Below are 24915 nucleotides of genomic sequence, written 5' to 3'. Positions count from 1 at the left end.
CAGATGCGTAAAAAATCTTCAGCTCCAAAGTCGCTTGCGATTTTGTTCTTCTCGCATATATGAAAAGAGTGCTAAGCACAATAAGATACTTTCCTAAGATTTTATTTTGGTTGGAAATTAAGATGCCACATAATATACAATAGGTGATTAAGCAACTAGCAGAGTAACGCTATTAGAATTAGATGATATTTACAATATGTGCTATAATTTAGTAAGAGTAGCACATATAAATGTTGAGAAATCCTTTATAAATTATTGTAAAAAGTCGTAAATTTGGAGGAGAAACATGGAAGTTATAAAATCAGTGTTATATTTTATATTGGCTGGAATATTTGAAATTGGAGGTGGATATCTTATATGGATATGGTTACGCGATGGAAAAAGTTATTTATATGGAATTATAGGAGCGATTATATTAATTTTATATGGAATAATTCCTACGTTACAGCCTTCGAATGCTAACTTTGGTAAGGTATATGCAGCTTATGGAGGAATATTTATTGTAATGTCAATTTTATGGGGATGGAAAATCGATAAGATAATACCTGATAAGTTTGATTTAATTGGTGGATTCATAGCGCTCGTAGGTGTTATTGTTATTATGTATGCACCTAGAGGATAGAGCTGGTTGTGATAAACTAATGTATATATATAATGGTAAAAGTATAAATAATAGCTATAAGAATTAGTAATGAAGTTAGAAGAGTAATTTAAATAAGCAGAGCAATTAAGAATTTGATAGTATTAATGAGATGTGCAATAAGTACAAATAAATGAATAGCATATAAGAAGATAGTCTTATTGAAATTCAATAGTGGATTGGTTATATGCGACAAAAGTAAAGTGAAAAGAGCTTTAAAAGGAAAATTTTTAAGAATATAAATAGTATATAAAAAATTGCAATTAAGAACTTTTACTAATATTTGAATTAATATAAAATTATAGGAGGAAAAAGCAAACTTTTATATAATTATATATATTTAAGGGGATGAGTGCATGAATCAGAATGTAGATATAATATTAGAAATAATAAAAAATATGCCATGTGAAAATGTTGAAGGAGTTAATATTCCGAGGTCTTTAGGATATGAGCAGATAGGAATGAGTATTGATGAATTTGATGAAGCGGTAAAGTACATACAGGATAATAATTTACTAAGAAAGATAGTTCCTGTATTTAAAAATAATAAGATAGTACTAATAAAGATAACGTAAGGTTAAATTAAGTTTCTAGAGAGGTGGGCTAATATGACTAGTAAAGAAATAGAATTTGTTGATTTAACTAACCAACAGTATGAAGCATTGATTAAAATGCAAATGGAGTCATATAAAACAATATTGGGCTTTTGCAGAGAAAATATAAATGATTTGGAGAAGATAGAAATTATAGATAAGAACATATTAAGAATAGATGAAAAAATAGTAACCAAATTAGAAGAAATGAGAGTTTACAACAAAATATTTATGGAAACAGTTAAGTAAGATGTAATATTTTTAGAGGAATTTCTCCTTTTTTGTGTAATTATTTATTATGGAAAGAGGTGAGGATATGGAATTTAATCAAGAGTCATGGATTGAAAATTATGTACATAGCTTATGCCCGAAAAAAATTAGTAAAGAAAATGCAGATAAAGAGATAAAAAATATAGTAACTTTAATAAATGAGTTATTTAGCAGTAGAAATGCAGACAAGTATGTTGAATTTATCCCAAATGAAAATGCTATAATATTTCCAGGTAGAAAAGCAAACATTTTTATAAGGTACAGTGTAGATGGAAACAGTAATGAATTAAAAATAGCGAGACATAAAAATCGTGAATTAGGTAGCAATATAGAAAAAGCAATATTAATAAGTTGCAAAGGTGAAGAATATGTAGTGAAAGATGAACCTTCCATAACAATGGATGAAATGTCATTTGAATGTTTAAAAGATTCTATTAATTATGCATTTAACAAAATATTAAATTAAACTTTTATGTAAGAGAACCCTATATGGGTTCTTTTATTATATTAATTTTATTTTTTTAGAAGAATTTTAAGAAAACATTTTCAATTGACAAAAAACTGACAAAATTTAATGATAATATATATATTAGAAAGTGTAAATGTTGTCAATAATGTATTATAGAGAATATAAAAAATTTTTTATATTATGTGATAATGTTTACAAAAGTCATAAAGTTTTAATTATTTTTGTATAAAAATCACAAGAATTTAATATTATCATATATTTAAAAGAGGTGAGAACAACATGGGAAATATAATTAAAATTAATATGTACGCTGAAATGAATAAAAAAAAGAATACTAAGTTAGATTTAAAAACAGTAGAAGAAGTCATTTTAGAATATAATAAATGGCTAAAGAAAAACAATAGAGAGGATAAAATAGAGACTTATGAAAAGTTTTTACAAGTGTAATTATTTTTAAAGGTAGATTGAGTGGTAATGCTTAATTTACCTTTTTTTATTATCTAGGAAATTATATCGTTGGTCAATCTGTGGACGAGGTACTCCTTGAGGGTATAACTTATAAGAAAGGCTGATTCAAAAGGTTGATTTTTAAAAGAGAATAAAAAAGAAAATATATTCGCCTGCCATTTTGTTCTTTAAAATTACGCTATTCGTTAACTGTTTTTATTTATTATATTTAGGATTTTTGGAGTTTATTATGGGTTAATGTAAATTTAACTCTATTTTATGGTAAAATATAAATAGAGTTTAGAAGTGCATTTTAGTAAAATTAGAGAAATATATTAGAGATAATAAAAATAGATTACTAAAATATCATCAAATAGCTGAAGAGTTATAGGGCTGAGTGATGTGACTGAAAAATATATTTTATTTTACAAAAGATTGGAGGTAGGTTATGGAGAATAAAGAACTATTAATTGAAAACTCACATAAGAGGAGTGAAAGTTATGGCGTAGAGAAAAATTCAGATCACTCAAATAAAATTCTTAGTGGTGAGAAATTAGAAAATATATTAACTACCAATAAAGAATTAATAGAGGTATCTAAAATATACATAGATATGGTGTTTTCAGCAGTTATGGATAATGAATTTATTATAGTATTAACGGATAAAAATGGATGCATTTTATACATTAAAGGAGCAGAAGAAAATAACAGTAAGGTAGGTGTTAATAATCTTCAAGTTGGTGCTTATATGGACGAGCAAAATATAGGAACCAATGCAATGGGAACAGCAATTAAAGAAGATAGGTGCATTCAGATAACTGCAACTGAGCATTATATAAAGGGATTTCATAATTTGACATGTTCGGCTGCACCTATTCATAACACAAAAGGAGAAATTATTGGAACCTTAAACTTAACAGGTAGAAGAGATATGAAGCATCCTCATACTTTAGGATTAGTTGTTTTTGGTGTAAAGGCAATCGAAAATGAATTGGACAAGAACGGAATACGTGATATATTAAATCAAACCTATAATTATATGGAGAGCGTTATAGATAATGTTGACAAAGGCATTATGATTATAAATAAAGAGTATAAAGTAATAAATATAAATAAGCTCGGAGTAGAAATATTTAATATAGATAAGGATTTACTACTAAATCAAGATATACATTATATTTTGCCTGATTTAGGAAATGTAATAAAGGAACTGGAGAATCATAATGGCGATATTGTAAAGGAAGTAAAATTAAAGCACACAAGCAGGCACAAAATAAAGTTAGTTTTTAAAGGACTTAAACATAAAGATAATATTATAGGAATGGTTGTAACAATAAGTTATGAAAAAGAAGAAAAAGACACTAAGAATGCAACAGGAGCGTTTTTTACCTTTAATGATATAATTGGAGATAGTGCGGCTATTGTCAATGTGATAATAAACTGTAAGGTTATTGCCAATAGCCCATCAACTGTTCTAATTCAAGGGGAAAGCGGAACTGGTAAAGAAATATTGGCACAGGCTATGCATAATTATAGTGTAAGAAGAAGAAAAAAATTTGTTGCAATAAATTGTGGAGCCATACCAGCTAATATAATAGAAAGTGAATTGTTTGGATATGAAGATGGGACATTTACAGGAGGAAAAAGAGGAGGAAATCCAGGTAAGTTCGAAATTGCAAGTGGAGGTACATTGTTTTTGGATGAAATTGGAGAAATGCCACTTGATGCACAGGTTAAGCTTTTAAGAGTGCTTCAAAATGGAAGAGTTACAAGACTTGGCGGAAGCAAAGAAATTCCTATAGATGTAAGAGTAATAGCTGCTACTAACAAGAATTTAAAAAGAGAAGTCCAAAAGGGTAACTTTAGAGAAGATTTGTACTATAGATTATGTGTAATTCCTATCACTTTACCTCCTTTAAGAGAGAGAAAAGGCGATGTAAAAATGCTTATTGACTTCTTTTTAAGAATCAAATCATTTCAGTTAAACAAATCGATACCAGAGCTTGATAAAAGTTTATATAGTAAGCTGTTAGACTATGATTGGCCAGGAAATATAAGAGAACTTGAAAATTATATTGAAAATATAGTGAATTTGGATGGAAGATCATCTTTTAATTTATGGGAATTTGAAGATGATCAAAGTCTTGAGATAGATAATTCATATGATAGGAAAATATTAAAAGATGACTTTTTAAATAAAGATATCTGTGGAGATGATCAGATTAATGGTTTTTCAAAGACTGTGAATGATGAAAAGACTGAATACATGGTGAATACTTTAAATCTAGAAGAACTAGAAATGAAAGCAATTCATGAAGCCGTAAGAGTAAACAATCATAATATGACAAAAGCGGCTAAGGCTTTAGGGATAAGTAGAAATACGTTATACTTAAAATTGAAAAAATGCAAATAAAACATAAGTGGTGTCCTAAAATATTACGCTGTATTAAATTTACGCTGTACTGTTTTGGGACATATCTTTGTTAAAAATTATTTATATAAAAGAATGTAATATTAACAATTAAGTCATGTCATATTTATTTTTTTATGTTTAATAATTTAAAATAGAACCTTTAAATACAAGATTTTTAAGTAATTGCGCAATTTTCACTGGAAACATATCTATATATTTTGATACTTTATTATCATAAATATATAGTAGATTGATAAAATAATCACAACTTGGCATGAATATTGCTTTAATAATCTATGTGGTCAAAAATAGACATATTAACTTATTATTTTTGTAATTATGCAAAATAATAAATGAGCAAATTTTAGGAGGAAATATTTATGGCACGTTTTACTTTACCAAGAGACATATATCATGGGGAAGGAGCACTTGAGGCACTTAAAACTTTAAATGGAAATAAAGCATTTGTAGTAGTTGGTGGCGGATCAATGAAAAGATTTGGCTTTCTTAAGCAAGTTGAAGATTATTTAAAAGAAGCAGGAATGGAAGTAGAATTGTTTGAAGGTGTTGAACCAGACCCATCAGTGGAAACAGTAATGAAGGGTGCAGAAGCTATGCGAAACTTTGAGCCTGATTGGATAGTTGCAATGGGTGGAGGGTCACCAATTGATGCTGCAAAGGCTATGTGGATATTCTATGAATACCCGGATTTTACTTTTGAACAAGCAGTTGTTCCGTTTGGATTACCAGAGCTTAGACAAAAAGCTAAGTTTGTAGCGATTCCATCAACAAGTGGTACAGCTACAGAAGTTACAGCGTTCTCAGTTATAACAAATTATGCAGAAAGAATTAAGTATCCTTTGGCAGATTTTAACATAACTCCAGATATAGCAATAGTTGATCCAGCACTTGCTCAAACTATGCCAAAAACTTTAACAGCTCATACTGGAATGGATGCATTAACTCATGCTATAGAAGCATATACTGCATCACTTCAATCAAATTTCTCAGATCCATTAGCAATTAAAGCTATAGAAATGGTTCAAGAAAATTTAATCAAATCATTTGAAGGAGATAAAGAGGCGAGAAATCTAATGCACGAAGCTCAATGTTTAGCTGGAATGGCATTTTCTAATGCATTACTTGGAATAGTTCACTCAATGGCTCATAAGGTTGGTGCTGTATTCCACATTCCTCATGGATGTGCAAATGCTATATTTTTGCCATATGTAATTGAGTATAATAGAGTAAAATGTGAAAATAGGTATGGTGATATTGCAAGAGCATTAAAATTAAAAGGAAATAATGATGCTGAGTTAACTGATTCATTGATTGAATTAATTAATGGATTAAATGATAAATTAGAAATTCCTCACTCAATGAAGGAATATGGAGTTACTGAAGAAGATTTTAAAGCTAATCTTTCATTCATCGCTCATAATGCAGTATTAGACGCATGCACAGGATCAAATCCTAGAGAAATAGATGATGCTACAATGGAAAAATTATTTGAATGCACATACTATGGAACTAAAGTTAACTTATAGGATAAATAAAGGCAATTTTTTTAGTTCATAATCTTATAGAAATAAAATAAATTTTGTATTAAAAATCATATGGCTTTCAAGGAAGCTGTTGAAATGAATAATTGAATAATTACTAAAAAGAATCGTTACAACATTAATAAAGCAACAAGGGCTCCACCTCATGGAGTCTTTGTTGTTAATATAGCAATAAGAATGGAAATTCCAGTTCATATTATTAATAGAATTTATAAATGTAGGGGGTACTAAGAGTGTACAAAATTGTCAACAAAAGAGAACTTACAAATAATATATTCTTAATGGATATAGAAGCACCTAGAGTTGCTAAATCAGCAAAACCAGGTCAATTTATAATTATAAAAAATGATGAAAAAGGCGAAAGAATACCTTTAACAATTGCAGGTTATGATGCAGAAAATGGTACAGTTTCTATAGTTTTTGCAGCCATCGGAAAAGGAACTAAACAGTTAGCTGGATTCAATGTCGGAGATTATGCTTCAGATTTTGTAGGTCCATTAGGTGTACCAAGTGAATTTATTCATGAAGATTTAGAAGAATTAAAAAAGAAAAATATTATCTTTATTGCAGGAGGAGTAGGAGCAGCTCCAGTTTATCCTCAAGTTAAATGGATGCATGAACATGGAATAGCTGTAGATGTTATTTTAGGAAGCAGAAATAAAGATTTATTAATATATGAAGAAGAATTAAAGGCAGTTGCTGGAAATCTTTACGTGACAACAGATGATGGTTCGTATGGGTTTAAAGGAACTGGTTCAGATATGCTTAAGGAATTAGTTAATAATCAAGGTAAGAAATATGATCATGCAATTATCATTGGACCAATGATAATGATGAAATTTACTTCAATGTTAACTAAGGAATTGAATATCCCAACTGTAGTAAGTTTAAATCCTATAATGGTTGATGGTACTGGAATGTGTGGTGCTTGTAGAGTTACTGTCGGCGGAAAGGTTAAATTTGCATGTGTTGATGGGCCTGAGTTTGATGGTCATTTAGTAGATTATGATGAATCAATGAGAAGACAAGCAATGTATAAAAAAGAAGAAGGAAGAGAACTATTAAAACTTGAAGAAGGAAACACTCATAACCATGGTGGTTGTGGATGCAAGGAGGGTAAGTAATAGAGATGAACGATAGAATGAAAAGAACACCTGTTACTGAACAAGCTCCAGAAGTAAGAGCAAAAAACTTTAAGGAAGTTTGTTTAGGCTATAATGAAGATGATGCTATGAAAGAAGCAAATAGATGTTTAAATTGTAAAAATCCTAAATGTGTTGAAGGATGTCCAGTATCAATCAATATTCCAGGATTTATATCGAAAGCTAAAATTGGAAACTTTGAAGGTGCTGCTAGGGAAATAGCAAAATACAGTGCACTTCCAGCGGTTTGTGGAAGAGTATGTCCACAAGAAAGCCAATGTGAAGGTAATTGTGTACTTGGAATTAAAGGCGAAGCTGTAGCTATTGGAAAGTTAGAAATGTTTACTGCAGACTGGTCAAGAAAAAATAAAGTAGATTTGTCACAAACAGAACCTTCTAAGGGTAAGAAAGTTGCAGTAATTGGAAGTGGTCCTGCTGGTCTTACTTGTGCAGGAGATCTGGCTAAAAAAGGTTATGATGTAACTATATTTGAGGCACTACATGAAGCAGGAGGGGTTCTAGTTTATGGAATACCTGAATTTAGATTACCAAAGGATGAAGTTGTTAAAGCTGAAATTGAAAACATAAAGAAGCTTGGAGTAACAATTGAAACTAACGTAATTGTGGGAAGAACAATAACTATAGATCAATTAATTGAAGATGAAAAATTTGAAGCTGTATTCGTTGGCTCAGGAGCAGGTCTTCCAAAGTTTATGGGAATACCAGGCGAAAATGCAAATGGCGTGTTTTCGGCTAATGAGTTTTTAACAAGAGTAAATTTAATGAAAGCTTTTAAAGAAGAATATGATACTCCAGTTAAAGCAGGTAAAAAAGTTGCTATAGTTGGTGGTGGAAATGTTGCTATGGATGCAGCAAGAACTGCCTTAAGACTCGGCGCAGAAGCCCATATAGTATATAGAAGAAGTGAATCTGAGCTTCCAGCAAGAGCAGAAGAAGTTCACCATGCAAAAGAAGAAGGCGTAATATTTGATGTATTAACTAATCCAACAGAGATCTTAACAGACGAAAATGGATGGGTTAAGGGAATGAAATGCGTTAAAATGGAACTTGGAGAACCAGATGCTTCAGGAAGAAGAAAACCTGTAGTTAAAGAAAATTCAGAGTTTGTACTAGAGGTTGATACGGTAATAATGTCCCTTGGAACATCACCAAATCCATTAATTTCATCAACAACTAAAGGTTTAGAAATCAATGGTAGAGCTTGTTTGGTTGCAAATGAAGATGGATTAACAACTAAAGAAGGTGTTTATGCTGGTGGAGATGCAGTTACAGGTGCTGCAACTGTTATTCTAGCAATGGGAGCAGGAAAGAAAGCTGCGGCTGCAATAGATGAGTATTTAAGTAGATAGTATTTAATATATATAAGAAGGTTAGTTACATAGAAAAGTTAATGTAACTAATCTTTTTTTGTTTATAATTTTAGATGATATTTTACAAGAGTTATTTCTTTTTGATAGAAATAATATCTCTGCTAAAGGGAGTAAATAATCTTAAAAATTTCTTAAAAATCTATAATTAAGTATTCCTAATAATATTATTTATTGATTTTATTATGGATTGATGATAATATTTCATATATATGAAATAAGTACATAGAAATGTATTATATTACAATTGGAAGCTATGAAGAATTCTTTCTAAATGGGCACTTTAAGAGTTTGGAGCTAGTTGTGCAACCGACCAATTAAGATTAATTAATTATTTTATTAGTTAGTTTTAGTTGGTTTTTTATGTGAAAAAATTTACATATTTATATATAAATATGTACTTATATATCTTAAGGTTAAGTATAACGTAAATTCATTGAGATAAGATTTTACTGTTCATGAACAAAAAAATAGTATATTACAATAATCGTAAGGGTTAAATTAAGCGGTATATAAGTATTAAATGAAGGGATGAGACTGTTATGGATATTTTTGTAGCTAGACAGCCTATATTTAACAGAAAAAATGAAGTTGTTGCATATGAACTTCTGTTTAGAAATGGACAAAATAATTTCTATAACAACGCTAATGGAGATGAAGCAACTTTAAAGGTTATATCAAATACATTTTACACATTTGACTTTAAAGATATTACTGATAATAAGAAAGCATTTATAAACTTTACTGAAGAATTGATAAAAAAAGAAATAGCAACTATACTTCCTAAAGAATATGTTGTAATAGAAATTTTAGAAAATATAGAACCAACTGATGAAATTATAGATGCATGTAAAAGACTTAAGAAAAAAGGATTTGTTTTAGCATTAGATGATTTCGTATTCCATAATAAATATATTAAATTAATAGAGATAGCTGATATTATAAAGATAGATTTTAAAATCACTACAGGGTATGAAAGGAAGAAAGTATTGGAGCTAAAAAAGATAAATAGTAGAATAAAATTTTTGGCAGAAAAAGTTGAGAATAAAGAAGAATATGATGAGGCTTTAAAATTTGGATATTCATATTTTCAAGGATATTATTTTAGTAAACCAATAGTTCTTTCAAGAAAAAATATTCCAACTAATAAAGATACAGCAATGAAAATTCTAAAGTTAATTAATAAAGATGATTTTGATTTTAGCCAACTTGAAGAATTAATAATAAAGGATTTAGGTTTATCATATAAAATAATTAAATTAATAAATTCGTCTGCATACTGTCTAAAGAATGAAGTTAGGTCTATAAAATATGCTATTGCACTTTTGGGAAGAAAAGAAATTATAAAATGGTTATATGTAGTTTTATTAAATGATCTAAAGGAAAATAATACAGATGAACTTATAAAAGTTTCATTGCAGAGGGCGAAGTTATGTGAATTAATATGTAATATGAGTGAATATAAGAATAAGGTTTATTCAGCGTATATGGTAGGATTATTTTCCGTTATGGATGCAATTTTAAATTGTTCAATTGAAGTGATTTTAAAAGAATTATATATAGATGATGAAATAAAGGAAGGACTAATTGAAAAAGATAATTTATTGAATAAAATATTAAAACTAGCTATTAATTATGAAAAAGGTGAATGGGAAAACGTTGAGTTTTATACGAAAGAAATAAATATCAATGATAATAAGCTTGCAGAAGCATATATAGATTCTATAAAGTGGGCAGATGATGTTGTGAGTTAAAAAAATAAGAAACTAGAATCATTCTAGTTTCTTACTTTAATTGGTAAAAAAAGAAAATACTATATCAAAACTCTAGGAAAAATTTCAATATAAGTAAATTGTATATTTACATTAACATTATACGACATAATCTGTTTTAATTCAACAATAAAAATATAAAAAAGGTGTAAATGGCAAAAAAAAATAATGTTATATTATTTTTCATTGGAATAATATTAAAAAATAGATAAAAATAAGCAATTATATTAATTAATATAAGAAATTAAACTAAGAAATGGCAAAAGGGTTTTAAAACTAATTTTGAATATGAAAAGAGATAGCAGTTAGATTAATAAATGCTACCTCTTTTGGTGTAGTTGAAAAGTAATACTTTCATTAATAATTATTAACAAAATTTTATTACATTATACATAGAACATTGTAAAAATGATAGAAAAATAAGTGGTAAGATTAAAAATATCTAGAGATTTACTAAATATTAGAAGTGAGTTACAAAATGATAACGTAATTTTATAATTAATAACAATATTCATTTTATTAGTTATAATTAATTTATGAACGAAAGAAAGTGATGGCAGTATGGGAAAGCTTCAAAATATAAATAGGAAGATTAATGAATTAAGAGGAATTTTACATGAATTAATTGAGGAAAAAGCAAATTTATTAGATCATGAAATAATTCTAGCTAGCAAAGAACTTGATAATGCTTTAAATGAATATAATAGATTAATCAGTGAAATGCACAAGTAAGCAATATTATACATAATACAAAACATAGATCTATAAAATTTAAAGATATAAGTTATAAACAATATAATTGATTTTTAAAAAATATTTATCTTAAACATCTGATAGCTTAAGATAAATTTCGATGAATTAAACTTTTTAGAATATATATAATTCTTATTATAAAAATTTATGTTTTTATGTCAGAAAATTATATTCATTAACGAATAATATATTGAGTGTGTAAAAATTGATTACCATATACCCCTTAATATGTGATTATATAACACTCCTATATTTTACTATACCTACTTACACCAAATCCCCTGTAAGGTTGATTATCAACTTTACAGGGGATTTTTGTTTTTTTATAGCAAGATATACTAAATGACCAGTAATTTATGATCCAGCAATATTTAATTCACAATATTAATTTAATCCGATTATTATATAACAAATATTATTAAGGAGTTAATATCAATTGAATTTTGCACCCCATCATTAATAAGAGGTGAAATAAATGAAAATAAAAGTGATTAATAGTTATCCAACTTGTATATGGGAAGAAGATATTATTAAAGCAATTCATAACCTATGTGTTGAAGAGCTCCAAGAAAAACTAGAAGAATATGAAACCAATAATTTAATCGGAGGAATTGTTAATTGCCATATTTCAAAAAGAGAGTTCTGTTGTAAAGGACGAGTTTTTATAGAAATGACAGCAGACTTTGATATTGTTGATATAGTAGATTAGATAAAATAGTAACTTAGAGAACTATAACTAAATTAACAACAATCTCCTCATCAAACATGGGGAGATTTGTACTTTTGTTTAAAATACGTACTAAGAAATGTATATAAAGAAATTTTGGTTGAAAAAAGTTTCTTTATATTTGGGGGGCGAAGTGAATAACAAGTTTCATTGGTGATTCTGACTTTTATAATTATAGAATTAAATGTTATGAGAATAATTATCAGAGTTATGTGAATTAAGTGGATTTTATGGTATAATATAGATTGGGAGTAAATTACTTGGTAAAGTTAAGAAGGACTAAAATGTAATTAACTTTACTTAACTTATGCACTAAATTGGTTAATTGTGTTAGATGACTTAAGATAAAAATTTATTAGACATCAAAGAATAAATTTTAGATATATTGCACTTAGTTTCTTTGTATAAAGTGTATTTATCTTCAGGCATGAATATTTAAAATTCATATAAATCTAAAATTTATGCTTAAAGACAATTAAATATTAGCTTTTTTAGTATTTATGTCAAAATTACTGAATAAGCCTAGTAATTTATAGAATGATTATGGAATTAGGTATTGGGATTAAATATGATAACTTAAAGTAGGAAAGGAAGGATAAATACAATGTTTAAGAAAATGAAAATCTCCCAAAAGTTAATAGGAAGCAGTGTGATATGTACTGTATTCTTAGTTTTAGTAGGAATTGCTGGACTATTTAGCATGAACAAACTAAATATGAATACAGATAAAATCTATAATACTAATTTAATGAGGCTTCAGAAGTTATATTTGGTAAAAAGTAATATTAATTTAGGGTTATCTGATATGGAACATATTATTAATAGTAATTTTAAAAATGATATAGATGAGGCGCAAAAAGATTTAGCAAGTTTATCTGATTTAAATAATAAAACTTTTGAAGAAATTGAGAAAATACCGTATTCTAGCGAAAAAGAAGAATCAGATTACAAGAAAATCAAGGATGCGTTAACTAGGTATAGGGATACAAGAACAAAGATAATAAAGTATGTTGCTGAAAATAATTATGAAGAAGCTGTTAAATTATACAATTCTGAATATGTTACTTTAAGAGAAGAAATAGCTAATGATATAAATGTTATAATAAATGATAATATTGATGCAGCAAAAGAAACATCTGAGTCAAGTAATGCCGTTTTCAAAAATTCGTTTAAATTTCTTATGATATTTATAGTTATTTCTGCATTGATATTAGCAATACTAAGTGGTGGATTAGCAATTTGGTTAAGAAAGAGAATAAACAGTATAGTTAATTTTGCTAATGGTTTAGCGGAAGGAGATCTTACTGAGAAAATAAATATAAATGCATATGATGAAATAGGAAATATGTCAAAAGCATTGAATATTGCTGTATTAGACGTGAAAAATCTTATTATAGAACTTACTAATCGTATGAAAAATGTTAGAATTTCAAATGAAGATCTAACTTCAACAATGGAAGAAATGTCTGCAACTATGAATAATATTAAAAATGTAACTCATGAAATTGCTGATGCAAGCATGAATTTAAGTTCGGCAACTCAAGATGTTAGTTCATATACAATGGAGATAGAGAAGCTAACAGATGAACTTAGCAGAAATGCTGAAAAGAGGGAATTGGATTCAGATGAAATTATGAAAAGAGCAATAAACGTAAAAGAAAAGGTGGAAGCATCATCTAATAATGCAATAAGCCTATATAATGAAAAAGAAATTAAGATTAAAAAAGCAATTGAGGACATAAAGATAGTTAAAGAAGTGGAAAAAATGGCAGAAGCTATTGGTCAAATATCTGAACAAACTAATCTTTTAGCGCTTAATGCATCCATAGAGGCTGCTAATGCTGGGGAGGCAGGACGCGGATTTGCTGTAGTTGCAGAGGAAGTTAGAAAATTAGCTGAGAAATCATCAGAAACAGTTATTGATATAAAGAAAAATATCAGTACAGTTGGAAATGTTATTGAAAACTTTACTAATAATACTAAGGATATATTAGGATTTATCGATAGTCAGGTTAGACCAGATTATGAAATGTTGAAATTGATCGGAAATCAATATGAAAAGGATGCTGAAGTTGTAAATGAAATGTCAAAAGAGATTGCGGAGTCAGCAATTAAAATTGCAAGTAATGTATCTAAAGTAAATAATGCAATAGTAAATATTTCATCAAAATCCCAGCAATCGGCTTCGAGTGTAGAAGAAATATTTGCAAGTATTAGTGAAACCAGTGCGTCAGTAGATAATGTCACTAATCAGGCAAAAGACACATCAGAAATGGCTGATAGCATGATTGAAATGGCAAATAAATTTAAAATCTAGAAATAGTATAAGTTCTAAATGTAGATATCCAAATTTGAACTTAGATTTATGTGTTAATAAACTGAAATTACATACAATTTTATAGCAGGACTATGAAAATATGTAAGGCCAAATAGTCATTCTAATAGAATGGTTATTTGGTCTTTTTGTATATAAATAAAGTTTACTACATAATGTAACAAATGATACAGCAAATGTATTTATTGGGGATTATACTTATAAAAAAGTAAGAGAGAGTATAATTTGGAAGAAATAAAAGAAATAGAGAAAATAATTTATAAAATGAGACAATCTTTATATGAAATTATAAACAATGAAAAAAGTTTATTAGATATAGAAGTTATTGCTGCGAGTCAAAAGTTAGATGATATAATAAATCAATACAATGAGCTACTTGATGGATGAATTTAAATATACTTATATTTTTAATATTATGTATTTTGTAATTGGATTTAAACCTTTGGCTTGCTAGAGTTTTAAATTTATTTTTGCAATATATATGGTCGAATCTTTATATAATTATATCAATTGGAAGGAAATTACATATTTTTGTATAATTAGATATATATAAGGAGGGGATATTATGAATACTATGGAAAAAGTAATGATGAATCTTAAAATAAGACCAGATGGTATGAATCTGTATGAATTGGATAGGATGTGTTTCACAACTTATCAAAAGACTTTAGTAGGTTCAAAACTTGGAAGAGTAAAAGATCGGATAGAACCTATTTTGAGATATTTAGAGGAAACAAATCAAATAACAATTAGAGAAGGAATTGTCAGATTAAAAAGAACTGATACGATCTAGGATATCCAAAAAACTAGACTGTAATATAAAGTGGAGGATTAGAAATGATAAGAATACTTTTATGCTGTGGAGGTGGCTTTTCATCAAGTGCCCTAGCAAGTAAGGTGGAAAAAGAGATATTAGAGAGTAATATGCAAAATGATTATTCAATTGAATTTTCTCCGTTTTTATTAGTGAATAAGAGAATGAATGAATTTGATATCATTGTATGTTGTCCTCATTTAATAATTGATGTTAAGAAGCTGGTAAAAACTTCGGAAATTGATATACCTATTTATATTCTTCCACCGAGAATGTATGGCCTCATTAGTTTTAAGGAATTAGCACTGGATGTTGTAGATGCAATCAACTTGTACAATGAGACTAAAATTAATCCTGTATATTTTCCAGGCGAAGAAAACACTATGATGGTTACTAGGTATTTGGCATATAGAAAAAATAAAACCTAATAAGTTATTTTTAGAAAAGATTATTTAGATTATGAGAAATGGAGATTTTGGATTCCAGATATTATAACCTAGTAAAGAAGAGATACCTTCAAATTTATGAAAGTATCTCTTCTTTAATTAAACTATTGTACGGCAGTATCAGCTGCTGTAGTTGATGATGTATTTTTTTCTTTATGAGCTTCTTTTTTAGCTTCAGATGCTGCTTTTATCTTAGCTTTAGCATCTTTAAATGATAATCCTGTTATATCAATTCCTAATTTTTCAGCTCTTGCATTTTGAATTTTAGTTATTACATCCTCATTTGATAAGCCTGTAACGTCTATTCCAAGTTTAGAAGCTTCTGCTTGATTTAATTTTATTCGAGCATCTTTATTTGATAAACCTGTTATATCAACTCCGAGTTTTGTTGCTTTCTTAGTTAAATCAGCAAGATTTTTAGCTTCAACAGCTGACTTTATTTTAGATAAAGCATCTTTATTTGATAGACCAGTTATATCAATTCCAAGCTTTCCTGCCTCTGCTGATAAAATTTTAGCTTTAGCGTTATCAACTGAAAGATTTGTAATATCTATTCCTAGTTCAGCTGCTTTTTTATTAAGTCTGTCAAGAGTTTTTCCTTCAAGAGCAGCTTTTATTTTAGATGAAGCATCTTTATTTGATAGACCTGTTATATCAATCCCAAGTTTTTCAGCTACAGCAGTTCTTATTTTTGCTTTTGCTTGATCATTAGTTAATCCAGTGATGTCAATTCCAAGTTTTGATGCCCTTTGAGTAAGTTTTGCAAGTTTATCAGCTTCGTTATTTTGCCGAACCTGTCCTGTAGTAACACCATTTGTTACATTTTGTGTGGAAGCATCATCAGCAAATGCTGGAACGAGGCTTGATATTGAAATCATAGCTGCTACTGCAATTCCTAGTATTTTTTTCTTTTTCATAATTATCTCTCCTTACGTCATATAAAATTTTGTTTTTATGTTAAAAACATATAATTAATATAGAAATAACCGGCTATAAGGGAATTATAATTCTGTTATGTGAAATTTATGTGAAAAGGAGTCTTGAATATATAAATTTAATTTATATTATCCTTCAATTGAATTTCTACATTTCGCCTTAAATAAGTGCTTACTTACATAACTAGAATTTTAAATGTAAATTTATTATTGCAAAATATATATTGAAATTTTAAGTTTCTAAGATCAGGTAGTAAGTGAACATTTAGCTTATTGGAGTCTTAGATATAAATTTATTACTGCAACATTTATAGATATTTATCATAAAAATGATAATACTATATATTAGGATAAAAATCCTAAACAAATTTATAATTAATCTAGTAGATAGAAATACTAAAAGTAAAGTCATATTGGGGTTAAACGAAAGGAGAAAAATAATGAACGATGTAATACAAAATATTCTAACAAGAAGAAGTATAAGAGTTTATAAGGAAGAGCAAATTTCGGATGAAGATTTAAATACAATATTGGAAGCGGCTAAATTTGCTCCAAGTGGTATGAATAGCCAAGATTGGCATTTTACAGCTGTACAGAATAGAGAGAAGATAAATAAGTTGATTTCAGCTACTAAAGAGGCATTACAAAATTCTCCTATAGAACAGTTAAATAAGATGGCTAATAACCCTAACTTCAACCCATTTTATAATGCACCTACTATAGTAATAACATCCTGTGATAAAAACTTACCGGTAGGGCAGTCTGATTGTGCTGCAGCAATACAAAATATAATGTTATCTGCTCATTCACTTAATATTGGATCGTGCTGGGTACATACTTTAGCTATGGTTGGAGATGATCCTAATGTTAGAAAGGTTCTTACTGAACTAGGAATTCCAGAGAACTATACGACATTTGGTACAGCAACATTAGGTTTTAATGGAGGAAAAGAACCAAAAGCTCCAACGAGAAAAGAAGGAACAGTAAATATAGTAAAATAAAAAAATAATGAGTTAAAAAGATGACTTTTACGTATCTACTATAGTAATAAGTCATCTTTTTATATTCAGTATAGTCTAGCATGCTTAAACCAAAAAATATTTTCTGTGTTTATCTTAAAATATCACTTTCAATATAATTTAAATTTTTTCTTAGTTCAGATGCTATATTCCAAGTTATATCTCCACCTTCGAACAAAGATTGTATAATATTTCTTTCTAGTTGCATTGCTTTAATTTCAATTTTTTTCTTTTCATACTTACTAGCTCTTTCTAAGATTGGTTTGCTTGCAACCCAATATACACCTTGATAATATAAAATTATTTTTTTGAGCGTTTCTTCATTTTCAGGAGTAATAATAGATTTAACATATTGAATTAAGTATTTTGCATTAGTGGAATAAAGCTCTTTCATTGCTAAGTTCCTTAATTGTTGTTCACTTCTTTTTTTGTTTTCTATCCCTCTCAATATATACCTGAATTTTTTTATATTAAAAATTAGTGAAGAAATACGTGCTAAAACTTCTTTAAATACCAACGAAAAGCCTGCAACTGACGACATCAATTTGATTTTGTTTCTAACTGATTTTTCATAAAAATATGCAGTTGATTCATCTATATTACCGGAGTCTAACATTTTTCTGGTATTTTCAATTTCTTTTTTGAAACATATAAGCATCCATTTTTTTTCTTCTTTACTACTTCTGTTCCAGTTCTTATAATAAGAATTTCCACGTTTTAGTTGATGAATGCGATACTTATATTCGCTTATAGCCATATGAATATATTTTTTATTATCAACTTCTGATTTTAATCTGTTTATAGTATTAGTCCACACTTGTATTTGTGCTTTGTTTAATATCTCTAAATAATCGGTTTCTTTAGACATATTTTTATTAGCAACTAAAGGTAATATAAAAGTTGTAATAAGGAGTGTGGTTAGAATTACTCCAACAGACAAAAATAAAATTAATGTTCTTTCTGGAAATGGTTCACCATTTTCTAATGTTAAAGGAATCGAAAGAACTGTGGCTAATGTGACAGCACCTCTTACTCCTGAAAGGGAGGTTAAAAGTGCAGCATGAAATTTGACGCCTTTTTCCTCTGTTTTACAGGCGCTATCTCCAAACTTATACATGAATAGAACCCATAAATATCTGAGTGTAAGTAAGGCTAATGTGATTAATAAAACATCAATAACTGCATCAAGATTATTTATTGTGGCTTCATAAAAAGCAATTTCAATTATATTTGGTAGTTGTAATCCAACTATTATAAATATAAGCCCATTTAGAACATATGCTAAAACGGACCAAGTATTTTCTGATACTGCATTTAGCCTAGCATTTTTAAATTTTAGTTTTCTAGATGATAACGAGTATACCATTCCAGCCACAACCACAGCTAATATACCTGAGACCTTAAATACTTCCTCTGATAAAAGATATATTATAAAGGGAGTTAGAATTTGGAGTAATATTTCAACTGTAATATCTTCCATTCCAAGATTTCTTATCCAAAGTTCAAATTTAATTAGAATATTCTCTAAAACGAATCCGACAATGATTCCTCCAATAGAGACCATAAAAAAACTTACAGTTGCATCGAATAATGAGAATGTTCCAGTCAAAGCTGCAGCTAATGCAAATCTAAAAGATACAAGGCCTGATGCATCATTCATAAGCCCTTCGCCTTCTATAAGATGAAGAACTTTTCTTGGAAGTGAAATCTTTTTTGAAAGTAAACTAACTGCAACATAATCAGTTGGGGATAAAGCAGCTGCAAGTGCAAAAGCTGCAGGCAATGAAATAGATGGGATCAGCTTATTTATAATGAATCCAACCAATATTACGGTTACGATAACTAAAGCTAATGCCATTAAAAGTATATTTCTTCTCTGTTTCCATAGAGATCTCTTATCTGCATTTTTTCCATCACGAAAAAGAAGTGGGGCAATAAACATTACTAGAAATGTATGAGGATCTAGTTCAATGCTAAATCCTGAATGTATTATTGCAATTAGTGATCCGATTGCAATTTGTACAATAGGCACTGATAAGGAAGGTATAAATCTACTTACTATAGTTGATAATAAAATGCAAATTAATAATATTAAGATATAAGTAAACATATATAATCCTCCTAACTTCAATATTTATGTAAAAGCACACATGCTTTATGGCAATTTCATAGGTTCACAGAAAATACACTAATTATAGTATATTAAATTGGTGAGAGTTTATGTAACAGTTTTATTTCTCGGATTTAATGCTTGAATCTTATATTATATAGGTTCTAAATAATATAGTCTATTCTTTTATAAAAATTAATTGTTTTATATTACCTAATAGTTTAAGAAAAACTTTGATGAATTAAACTTTTTTTTATATACATATTGAAAAATACTTGTTAATTTACAGTAAACCTTTTACGGACAAACTAGTAATACTGATTATAACAATTTTCGATAAAATTAATTAGTATTGACAATAAAAAACACGGCATATATAATGGTAATGTGCTTAAATGCTGGTAAAAGTTAATACAATTAAAGTTATGATAGAGTCTTGTTTTATGAAATTTATGAAATGAGACTTTTTTGTTTTTATAATATAGGAATACTACTTTACAACAAAATCTTGCAAAACAATTATTTATAAATATTTAATATACTTACGATAAAGGGGAAATAATAATGAAGTTAAAAAAAATGAAACTAAAAAGCATTAGAGCCAAGCTTGTTATGAGTCTATTAGGAATATGTTTAATTCCTTTAATAATACTCGGCTTTGGTGCTAATGAAGAAGCTAAAACAATCCTTAATGAAAAACTAAAGCTGACAAGTCAACAAACTCTTTTGGAATTAAATGATGGAATTGACAATTATTTTAATGGATTTGTAAGCATGACTAAAGCATTATCAACTAATTATAATTTTGTTAATTCTGATAAAGAAGAATCATACTCATCTATAGTTAGTATGCTAAAAGATGTAAAGGAAAGTAATAACGATATTTTTAGTGCATATTTTGCAAGTGTGGATGATAAATTTGTAATCTATCCTAGTGAGAAAATGCCAGAAGGATACAAGCCTAGTGATAGAGATTGGTATAAACAAGCGATAGAGCATAAAGATCAAGTTATAATAACTCTACCATTTAAAAGTGCTCAAACGGGAAAAAGTGTTGTAGCTATAGCCAAGGCAATAGAAAAGGATGGAAAATTAGTTGGTGTCTGTGCAATGAATGTATCTTTAGATGCAATTACAGAAAAGATAGCAACTAAGAAAATAGGTAATACTGGTTATATATTTGTTTCAGATATAGATGGACAAAATATGATAGCACATAAGAATAAAGATTTAATTGGTACAGATGTAGCAGCTAAGCAGTCATTCTGGAAAGATGTGAAGACTAATAATTCGGGATTTTTAACCTATGAATTTAATAATACAAAGAAATTTGGAGTGTATGGAACAAACTCAACTACAGGATGGAAAATTGTAGCTACTCTAGATGAAAAAGAAGTAACTAATGATACAAATTCAATACTTACTACAACAGTATATATAACTTTAGCTATATTAGTAATTTGCATAATACTATCCTTATTTTTAAGTAAAGGTATATCGCAAAATATTAAAAAGCTAAAAGAAGTATTTGAAAAAGCTTCAAAGGGAGATTTAACTGCATCGATAAATTTGTCTACAAAAGATGAATTCATGGAATTGTCACAGTCTTTTAATGATATGATATCTAATATATCAACGCTTATAGAAAATGTTACAGCATCATCTAAAACAGTATTAGAAACTTCATCAAATCTAGCGAATATGTCAGAGGAGGTAACAGCATCAATAGAGGAAGTCTCAAAATCAATAGAAGACGTTTCACATGGGGCAGTTAATCAGTCGCAAAATGCGCAACATGGGGTCTTAGAAATGAATGAGTTATCAGGTAAATTGGATGAAATTAATGAAAACTCTCATGAAATGGACAAACTTTCTGTAAACACTAAAGAATTAGGAGCAAAAGGATTATCTATGATTGATACTTTAATAGAAAAATCAGATAAGACTAAAGCGGCTACGGATGAAGTTAATGGTATAGTTCAAGAAATGGCTGAAAATACTAAAACAATAGATACTATATCTGAAACAATATCTCAAATAACGGAACAGACGAATCTTTTAGCATTAAATGCAAGCATAGAGTCAGCTCGTGCGGGGGAAGCAGGAAAAGGGTTTGCTGTTGTGGCGGAGGAAATAAGGAAACTTGCAGAACAGTCTAAAGTCTCCACTGAAGAGATAAAGGAGATTATTGGAAATATAAGGAATAAGTCAGATAAGGCAACAGATGCTATTATAGTTGCTGAAAATATAGTAAAAGAGCAGGAATTGTCAGTAAGTATGACTCTGGAAATATTTAACGAAATAATAGAATCAATTGGAGTAATGAGCGCTAAAGTTAAAGAAGTGAAAGCATCTATAGTTGATATAAATAGAAGTAAACAAAGTGTATTAGCAGAAATTGAAAATATTTCATCAATATCGCAAGAAACTGCAGCTGCATCTGAGGAAGTTAGTGCATCAACAGAGGAAATAGATTCTGCTATGGTTAGATTTACTAAGCATGCTGAAGAGCTTGAGTCACTTTCGGAAAAATTAGGAGAAGAGTTAGGTAGATTTAAGATAAATTAATATAAGAATTACTATTTTAGAGGTGTAGATATCTGTTTCATATACTAATCTATTAGTAAATTCAACATAATAAAATGCTTTTTACATAATGAATGCACTATGTAAAAAGCATTTTTTAGTTTTAATCATATAAGTTTTAATACTATTTTATCGTTAAATTTACTTAAAATATTATTCGGATTTAAACCCTTGCTTATTAATCGCTTCCTTAACATTAGGATAATAAACTGTTTGATAAATTTTTGATGTGAAAGTACTCCAATTTGTTTCTTGCTGAGACCTTCCAATATCTTTTAGATATTTTGACATTTCTTCATCATAAGTATTAATAGAAGCTTCAACAATACTTTTATTGTAACTTTCGTTATGTTTGTAACTTCCAAAAGGAATTCTAGGTTTTTTATGAGATTCATCAGCAGGATAGCCAATTGCTAAACCTATCATAGGAAAAGTATACTGAGGTAATCCTAATAATGCTATGACTTCCTCTGGATTTTTTCTTATACCTCCAATAGGTACTGTTCCAAGTCCAAGAGATTCAGCGGCTATAACTGAAGCACCTAAAATTATTCCGCAATCTACAGAACCAGCTAGAATTCCTTCGATATCTTTATGAATAACTTGCTTATATCCAGTTTTTTCACCAGCAAGATAGGTTCTATAAAAGTCCATTACAAATACTAAAAAAACAGGGGCCTTTGCTACATATTCTTGATCTCCTACAAGTTCAGCTAATTTTGCCTTTCTTTCTTTGTCTCTTATGACTATAACAGATGTTTGCTGTCCGTTTATTGAATTAGGCATACATTGAGCACTCTTTAAAATCTCATCAATTAATTCATCAGGAACATCTTTATCTAGATATTGTCGTATTGATCTATGATTTTTTATTACATTGATTATGCTATTCATAATTACCCACCTTCATATATAAATTTTAAAATTAAACGAAATGCTTTAATACATATAGTGTAATTTAGTTTTAGGGTTGGATATCTATATTATTATTCTAAATACAAATTTATTATTATAATACATATAATATCTTAGTTTAGATAAAAACTAGAGTATATCTTAAATTATATTATCACCATTTATAGTTATAGAATCCGCTTTAATATATGGAATATAAATTTTGCATTATTAAATATATAGTAATATTTATAATATTATGTATCTAATAAAATAATAGAGTGTTAATATTAATATATAGTATAGTACTTAAGAATAAGAATGGAGTGAGTGAGATAAATGGATAATACTATAGTAGTACAGGCTATGAAGGAGCTTGATATAGACCAAGTGCTTAAACTATGGAGAGATATTTTTGGTTCATCATTTTTAGAAGAATCTGTGACTAAAGAACAATTAGTTACATATTTAAAGAAAAATCCAAAAGCAAGTTCTGTAGCATGTACAAGGGATGGGAAGGTAATTGGAGCTTTATTATGTGGCAGCGATGGCATACGGGGATTTATATATCACATTGCTATATATAACGAATATAGAGTTAATGAAATTGAAAAAAGAATGTTAGATCGTTCTTTAGAAAAGTTAAAGGAAATTGGAATAAAAACTGGTTTTATATTCACGCAAAGTAGTAATCATGATATGGAAGTAGCCTTCAATTCTATAGGTTGGGTTGTAATTCCTAATGAGCTAAATTTGGGGATCTAATTTACTAATATAGATATTATGAATTATGAAATTTGGACATAGGGGACTCTATAAATAATAGGATCTTGATATCTAGTGTATGTTTTGTAACTATCAGAGATATCATAGGTCCTTTTAACCTTTATATGGACAACTACTTCAAGTGTATCAATATGAATAAAAATGATAATATTAAAGAATTATGGCGGATAATGTGAATAATATCGTTAAATAGCAAAATAATAAAGAATGCAAGTGCAATAGAGATGATACGATAGAACACGTCGTTAAGAGACATAATTTTAGAAATAACTTAAACTTACTAAGATGCCTAGAAGAAGGTGTGAAAAATCTTTCTAAGAAAGTTGTTGACAAGATTAAATAACGATGGTAAGATGTAATTCGTTGCTGAAAAGCACAAAATTCAATAACTTAAGGCTAATAGAACATCCAAGAAAAATGTTTGAAAAGTTTTTAAAAAAGGTTGTTGACAAAGTATGAAAGCGATGATATACTGAGTAAGCTGTCAGAAACGACAGAAACTTGTAAAGCCTTGTAACAAAAGGTTTTAGAAAGAAAAATTGGTCTTTGAAAATTGAACAGAATAATATAAATACATTTAAGTAAACCAGCAATTTTTATTTGAGTAAGCTAAGATTAAACTTTTTATTGAGAGTTTGATCCTGGCTCAGGACGAACGCTGGCGGCGTGCTTAACACATGCAAGTCGAGCGATGAAGTTCCTTCGGGAACGGATTAGCGGCGGACGGGTGAGTAACACGTGGGTAACCTGCCTCATAGAGGGGAATAGCCTTTCGAAAGGAAGATTAATACCGCATAAGATTGTAGTGCCGCAT

22 protein-coding genes, 1 rRNA gene and 1 riboswitch are annotated in these 24915 nt (G+C 28.5%); of the genes, 20 read left to right on the top strand and 3 right to left on the bottom strand.

Going from position 1 to position 24915, the window contains the following annotated elements; all coding sequences use genetic code 11:
• The first annotated feature begins 286 nt into the window (after positions 1-286).
• From T483_RS0115275 to T483_RS0115200, 16 genes are all read left to right on the top strand, one after another.
• Positions 287-622 (top strand): YnfA family protein, encoded by a 336-nt coding sequence (locus T483_RS0115275; protein ID WP_026887646.1) that lies wholly within the window; start codon positions 287-289, stop codon positions 620-622.
• Positions 623-996: 374 nt separating this feature from the next.
• Positions 997-1215, top strand: a complete 219-nt coding sequence (locus tag T483_RS0115270) for a hypothetical protein (protein ID WP_026887645.1) — start codon at positions 997-999, stop codon at positions 1213-1215.
• A gap of 33 nt (positions 1216-1248) precedes the next feature.
• The gene (locus T483_RS0115265; RefSeq protein WP_026887644.1) at positions 1249-1482 is read left to right on the top strand and encodes a hypothetical protein; all 234 of its coding nucleotides are present in this window, start codon (positions 1249-1251) and stop codon (positions 1480-1482) included.
• Between the two features lie 67 nt (positions 1483-1549).
• Positions 1550-1969 (top strand): hypothetical protein, encoded by a 420-nt coding sequence (locus T483_RS0115260; protein WP_026887643.1) that lies wholly within the window; start codon positions 1550-1552, stop codon positions 1967-1969.
• A 282-nt stretch (positions 1970-2251) separates the two neighbouring features.
• Positions 2252-2419 (top strand): hypothetical protein, encoded by a 168-nt coding sequence (locus T483_RS31650; protein WP_196244884.1) that lies wholly within the window; start codon positions 2252-2254, stop codon positions 2417-2419.
• A 448-nt stretch (positions 2420-2867) separates the two neighbouring features.
• Positions 2868-4832, top strand: a complete 1965-nt coding sequence (locus tag T483_RS0115250; protein WP_026887642.1) for a sigma-54-dependent Fis family transcriptional regulator — start codon at positions 2868-2870, stop codon at positions 4830-4832.
• A 380-nt stretch (positions 4833-5212) separates the two neighbouring features.
• Positions 5213-6379, top strand: a complete 1167-nt coding sequence (locus T483_RS0115245) for an iron-containing alcohol dehydrogenase (RefSeq protein WP_026887641.1) — start codon at positions 5213-5215, stop codon at positions 6377-6379.
• A 248-nt stretch (positions 6380-6627) separates the two neighbouring features.
• A complete protein-coding gene (locus T483_RS0115240; RefSeq protein ID WP_026887640.1) occupies positions 6628-7518 on the top strand; it encodes a sulfide/dihydroorotate dehydrogenase-like FAD/NAD-binding protein in 891 nt (296 codons plus the stop codon).
• On the top strand, positions 7518-8906 hold the full coding sequence (gene gltA, locus T483_RS0115235; RefSeq protein WP_026887639.1) for an NADPH-dependent glutamate synthase: 1389 nt from the start codon (positions 7518-7520) through the stop codon (positions 8904-8906). The genes T483_RS0115240 and gltA overlap by 1 nt, the downstream gene beginning before the upstream one ends.
• Before the next feature lie 258 nt (positions 8907-9164).
• A riboswitch (cyclic di-GMP riboswitch) is annotated at positions 9165-9248 on the top strand.
• Between the two features lie 218 nt (positions 9249-9466).
• On the top strand, positions 9467-10678 hold the full coding sequence (locus T483_RS0115230) for an EAL and HDOD domain-containing protein (RefSeq protein ID WP_026887638.1): 1212 nt from the start codon (positions 9467-9469) through the stop codon (positions 10676-10678).
• 579 nt (positions 10679-11257) lie between these two features.
• Complete coding sequence (locus T483_RS0115225; RefSeq protein WP_026887637.1) at positions 11258-11428, top strand: aspartyl-phosphate phosphatase Spo0E family protein; 171 nt, start codon at positions 11258-11260, stop codon at positions 11426-11428.
• Positions 11429-11924: 496 nt separating this feature from the next.
• Positions 11925-12158, top strand: coding sequence for a hypothetical protein (locus tag T483_RS0115220; protein ID WP_026887636.1), 234 nt, complete (start codon positions 11925-11927; stop codon positions 12156-12158).
• 622 nt (positions 12159-12780) lie between these two features.
• Positions 12781-14493 carry a methyl-accepting chemotaxis protein gene (locus T483_RS0115215; protein WP_026887635.1) on the top strand — a complete coding sequence of 571 codons (1713 nt, stop codon included), beginning with the start codon at positions 12781-12783 and terminating at the stop codon, positions 14491-14493.
• A gap of 243 nt (positions 14494-14736) precedes the next feature.
• Complete coding sequence (locus T483_RS0115210) at positions 14737-14898, top strand: aspartyl-phosphate phosphatase Spo0E family protein (protein ID WP_026887634.1); 162 nt, start codon at positions 14737-14739, stop codon at positions 14896-14898.
• A gap of 178 nt (positions 14899-15076) precedes the next feature.
• Positions 15077-15304 carry a hypothetical protein gene (locus T483_RS0115205; protein WP_026887633.1) on the top strand — a complete coding sequence of 76 codons (228 nt, stop codon included), beginning with the start codon at positions 15077-15079 and terminating at the stop codon, positions 15302-15304.
• Positions 15305-15348: 44 nt separating this feature from the next.
• Positions 15349-15753, top strand: a complete 405-nt coding sequence (locus T483_RS0115200; RefSeq protein ID WP_026887632.1) for a PTS sugar transporter subunit IIB — start codon at positions 15349-15351, stop codon at positions 15751-15753.
• A gap of 122 nt (positions 15754-15875) precedes the next feature.
• Here T483_RS0115200 and T483_RS0115195 read toward each other — a convergent pair whose 3' ends face one another.
• Positions 15876-16688 carry a hypothetical protein gene (locus tag T483_RS0115195; protein WP_026887631.1) on the bottom strand — a complete coding sequence of 271 codons (813 nt, stop codon included), beginning with the start codon at positions 16686-16688 and terminating at the stop codon, positions 15876-15878.
• Between the two features lie 458 nt (positions 16689-17146).
• On the opposite strand from T483_RS0115195, the gene T483_RS0115190 reads away from it, so the two are divergent.
• Positions 17147-17707 carry a nitroreductase family protein gene (locus T483_RS0115190; RefSeq protein WP_026887630.1) on the top strand — a complete coding sequence of 187 codons (561 nt, stop codon included), beginning with the start codon at positions 17147-17149 and terminating at the stop codon, positions 17705-17707.
• A gap of 109 nt (positions 17708-17816) precedes the next feature.
• Here the strand turns inward: T483_RS0115190 and T483_RS0115185 are convergent, their stop codons facing one another.
• A complete protein-coding gene (locus T483_RS0115185; protein WP_026887629.1) occupies positions 17817-19835 on the bottom strand; it encodes a Na+/H+ antiporter in 2019 nt (672 codons plus the stop codon).
• 564 nt (positions 19836-20399) lie between these two features.
• On the opposite strand from T483_RS0115185, the gene T483_RS0115180 reads away from it, so the two are divergent.
• Positions 20400-22403 carry a methyl-accepting chemotaxis protein gene (locus T483_RS0115180; RefSeq protein ID WP_026887628.1) on the top strand — a complete coding sequence of 668 codons (2004 nt, stop codon included), beginning with the start codon at positions 20400-20402 and terminating at the stop codon, positions 22401-22403.
• 171 nt (positions 22404-22574) lie between these two features.
• On the opposite strand, the gene T483_RS0115175 is transcribed toward T483_RS0115180, so the two are convergent.
• Entirely contained in the window at positions 22575-23315 is a 741-nt protein-coding gene (locus T483_RS0115175) for an NADPH-dependent oxidoreductase (RefSeq protein ID WP_026887627.1), read from the bottom strand.
• A 339-nt stretch (positions 23316-23654) separates the two neighbouring features.
• Between T483_RS0115175 and T483_RS0115170 the strand changes: the two genes are divergently transcribed.
• The gene (locus T483_RS0115170; RefSeq protein WP_026887626.1) at positions 23655-24080 is read left to right on the top strand and encodes a GNAT family N-acetyltransferase; all 426 of its coding nucleotides are present in this window, start codon (positions 23655-23657) and stop codon (positions 24078-24080) included.
• Between the two features lie 644 nt (positions 24081-24724).
• Positions 24725-24915 (top strand): 16S ribosomal RNA (locus T483_RS0115165); the annotation flags it as partial.

The sequence above is a fragment of the Clostridium beijerinckii HUN142 genome, from assembly GCF_000621745.1.
Lineage (GTDB): Bacteria > Bacillota > Clostridia > Clostridiales > Clostridiaceae > Clostridium > Clostridium beijerinckii_A.
Note: the sequence above shows the minus strand (reverse complement) of the source record. Positions and strands in the feature narration are given on the sequence as shown.

Bases quoted from the DNA above. Each gene is read 5' to 3' on its own strand.
- T483_RS0115275 (WP_026887646.1), top strand. From the start codon at position 287: ATGGAAGTTATAAAATCAGTGTTATATTTTATATTGGCTGGAATATTT.
- T483_RS0115270 (WP_026887645.1), top strand. From the start codon at position 997: ATGAATCAGAATGTAGATATAATATTAGAAATAATAAAAAATATGCCA.
- T483_RS0115265 (WP_026887644.1), top strand. From the start codon at position 1,249: ATGACTAGTAAAGAAATAGAATTTGTTGATTTAACTAACCAACAGTAT.
- T483_RS0115260 (WP_026887643.1), top strand. From the start codon at position 1,550: ATGGAATTTAATCAAGAGTCATGGATTGAAAATTATGTACATAGCTTA.
- T483_RS31650 (WP_196244884.1), top strand. From the start codon at position 2,252: ATGGGAAATATAATTAAAATTAATATGTACGCTGAAATGAATAAAAAA.
- T483_RS0115250 (WP_026887642.1), top strand. From the start codon at position 2,868: ATGGAGAATAAAGAACTATTAATTGAAAACTCACATAAGAGGAGTGAA.
- T483_RS0115245 (WP_026887641.1), top strand. From the start codon at position 5,213: ATGGCACGTTTTACTTTACCAAGAGACATATATCATGGGGAAGGAGCA.
- T483_RS0115230 (WP_026887638.1), top strand. From the start codon at position 9,467: ATGGATATTTTTGTAGCTAGACAGCCTATATTTAACAGAAAAAATGAA.
- T483_RS0115225 (WP_026887637.1), top strand. From the start codon at position 11,258: ATGGGAAAGCTTCAAAATATAAATAGGAAGATTAATGAATTAAGAGGA.
- T483_RS0115220 (WP_026887636.1), top strand. From the start codon at position 11,925: ATGAAAATAAAAGTGATTAATAGTTATCCAACTTGTATATGGGAAGAA.
- T483_RS0115215 (WP_026887635.1), top strand. From the start codon at position 12,781: ATGTTTAAGAAAATGAAAATCTCCCAAAAGTTAATAGGAAGCAGTGTG.
- T483_RS0115205 (WP_026887633.1), top strand. From the start codon at position 15,077: ATGAATACTATGGAAAAAGTAATGATGAATCTTAAAATAAGACCAGAT.
- T483_RS0115200 (WP_026887632.1), top strand. From the start codon at position 15,349: ATGATAAGAATACTTTTATGCTGTGGAGGTGGCTTTTCATCAAGTGCC.
- T483_RS0115195 (WP_026887631.1), bottom strand. From the start codon at position 16,688: ATGAAAAAGAAAAAAATACTAGGAATTGCAGTAGCAGCTATGATTTCA.
- T483_RS0115190 (WP_026887630.1), top strand. From the start codon at position 17,147: ATGAACGATGTAATACAAAATATTCTAACAAGAAGAAGTATAAGAGTT.
- T483_RS0115185 (WP_026887629.1), bottom strand. From the start codon at position 19,835: ATGTTTACTTATATCTTAATATTATTAATTTGCATTTTATTATCAACT.
- T483_RS0115180 (WP_026887628.1), top strand. From the start codon at position 20,400: ATGAAGTTAAAAAAAATGAAACTAAAAAGCATTAGAGCCAAGCTTGTT.
- T483_RS0115175 (WP_026887627.1), bottom strand. From the start codon at position 23,315: ATGAATAGCATAATCAATGTAATAAAAAATCATAGATCAATACGACAA.
- T483_RS0115170 (WP_026887626.1), top strand. From the start codon at position 23,655: ATGGATAATACTATAGTAGTACAGGCTATGAAGGAGCTTGATATAGAC.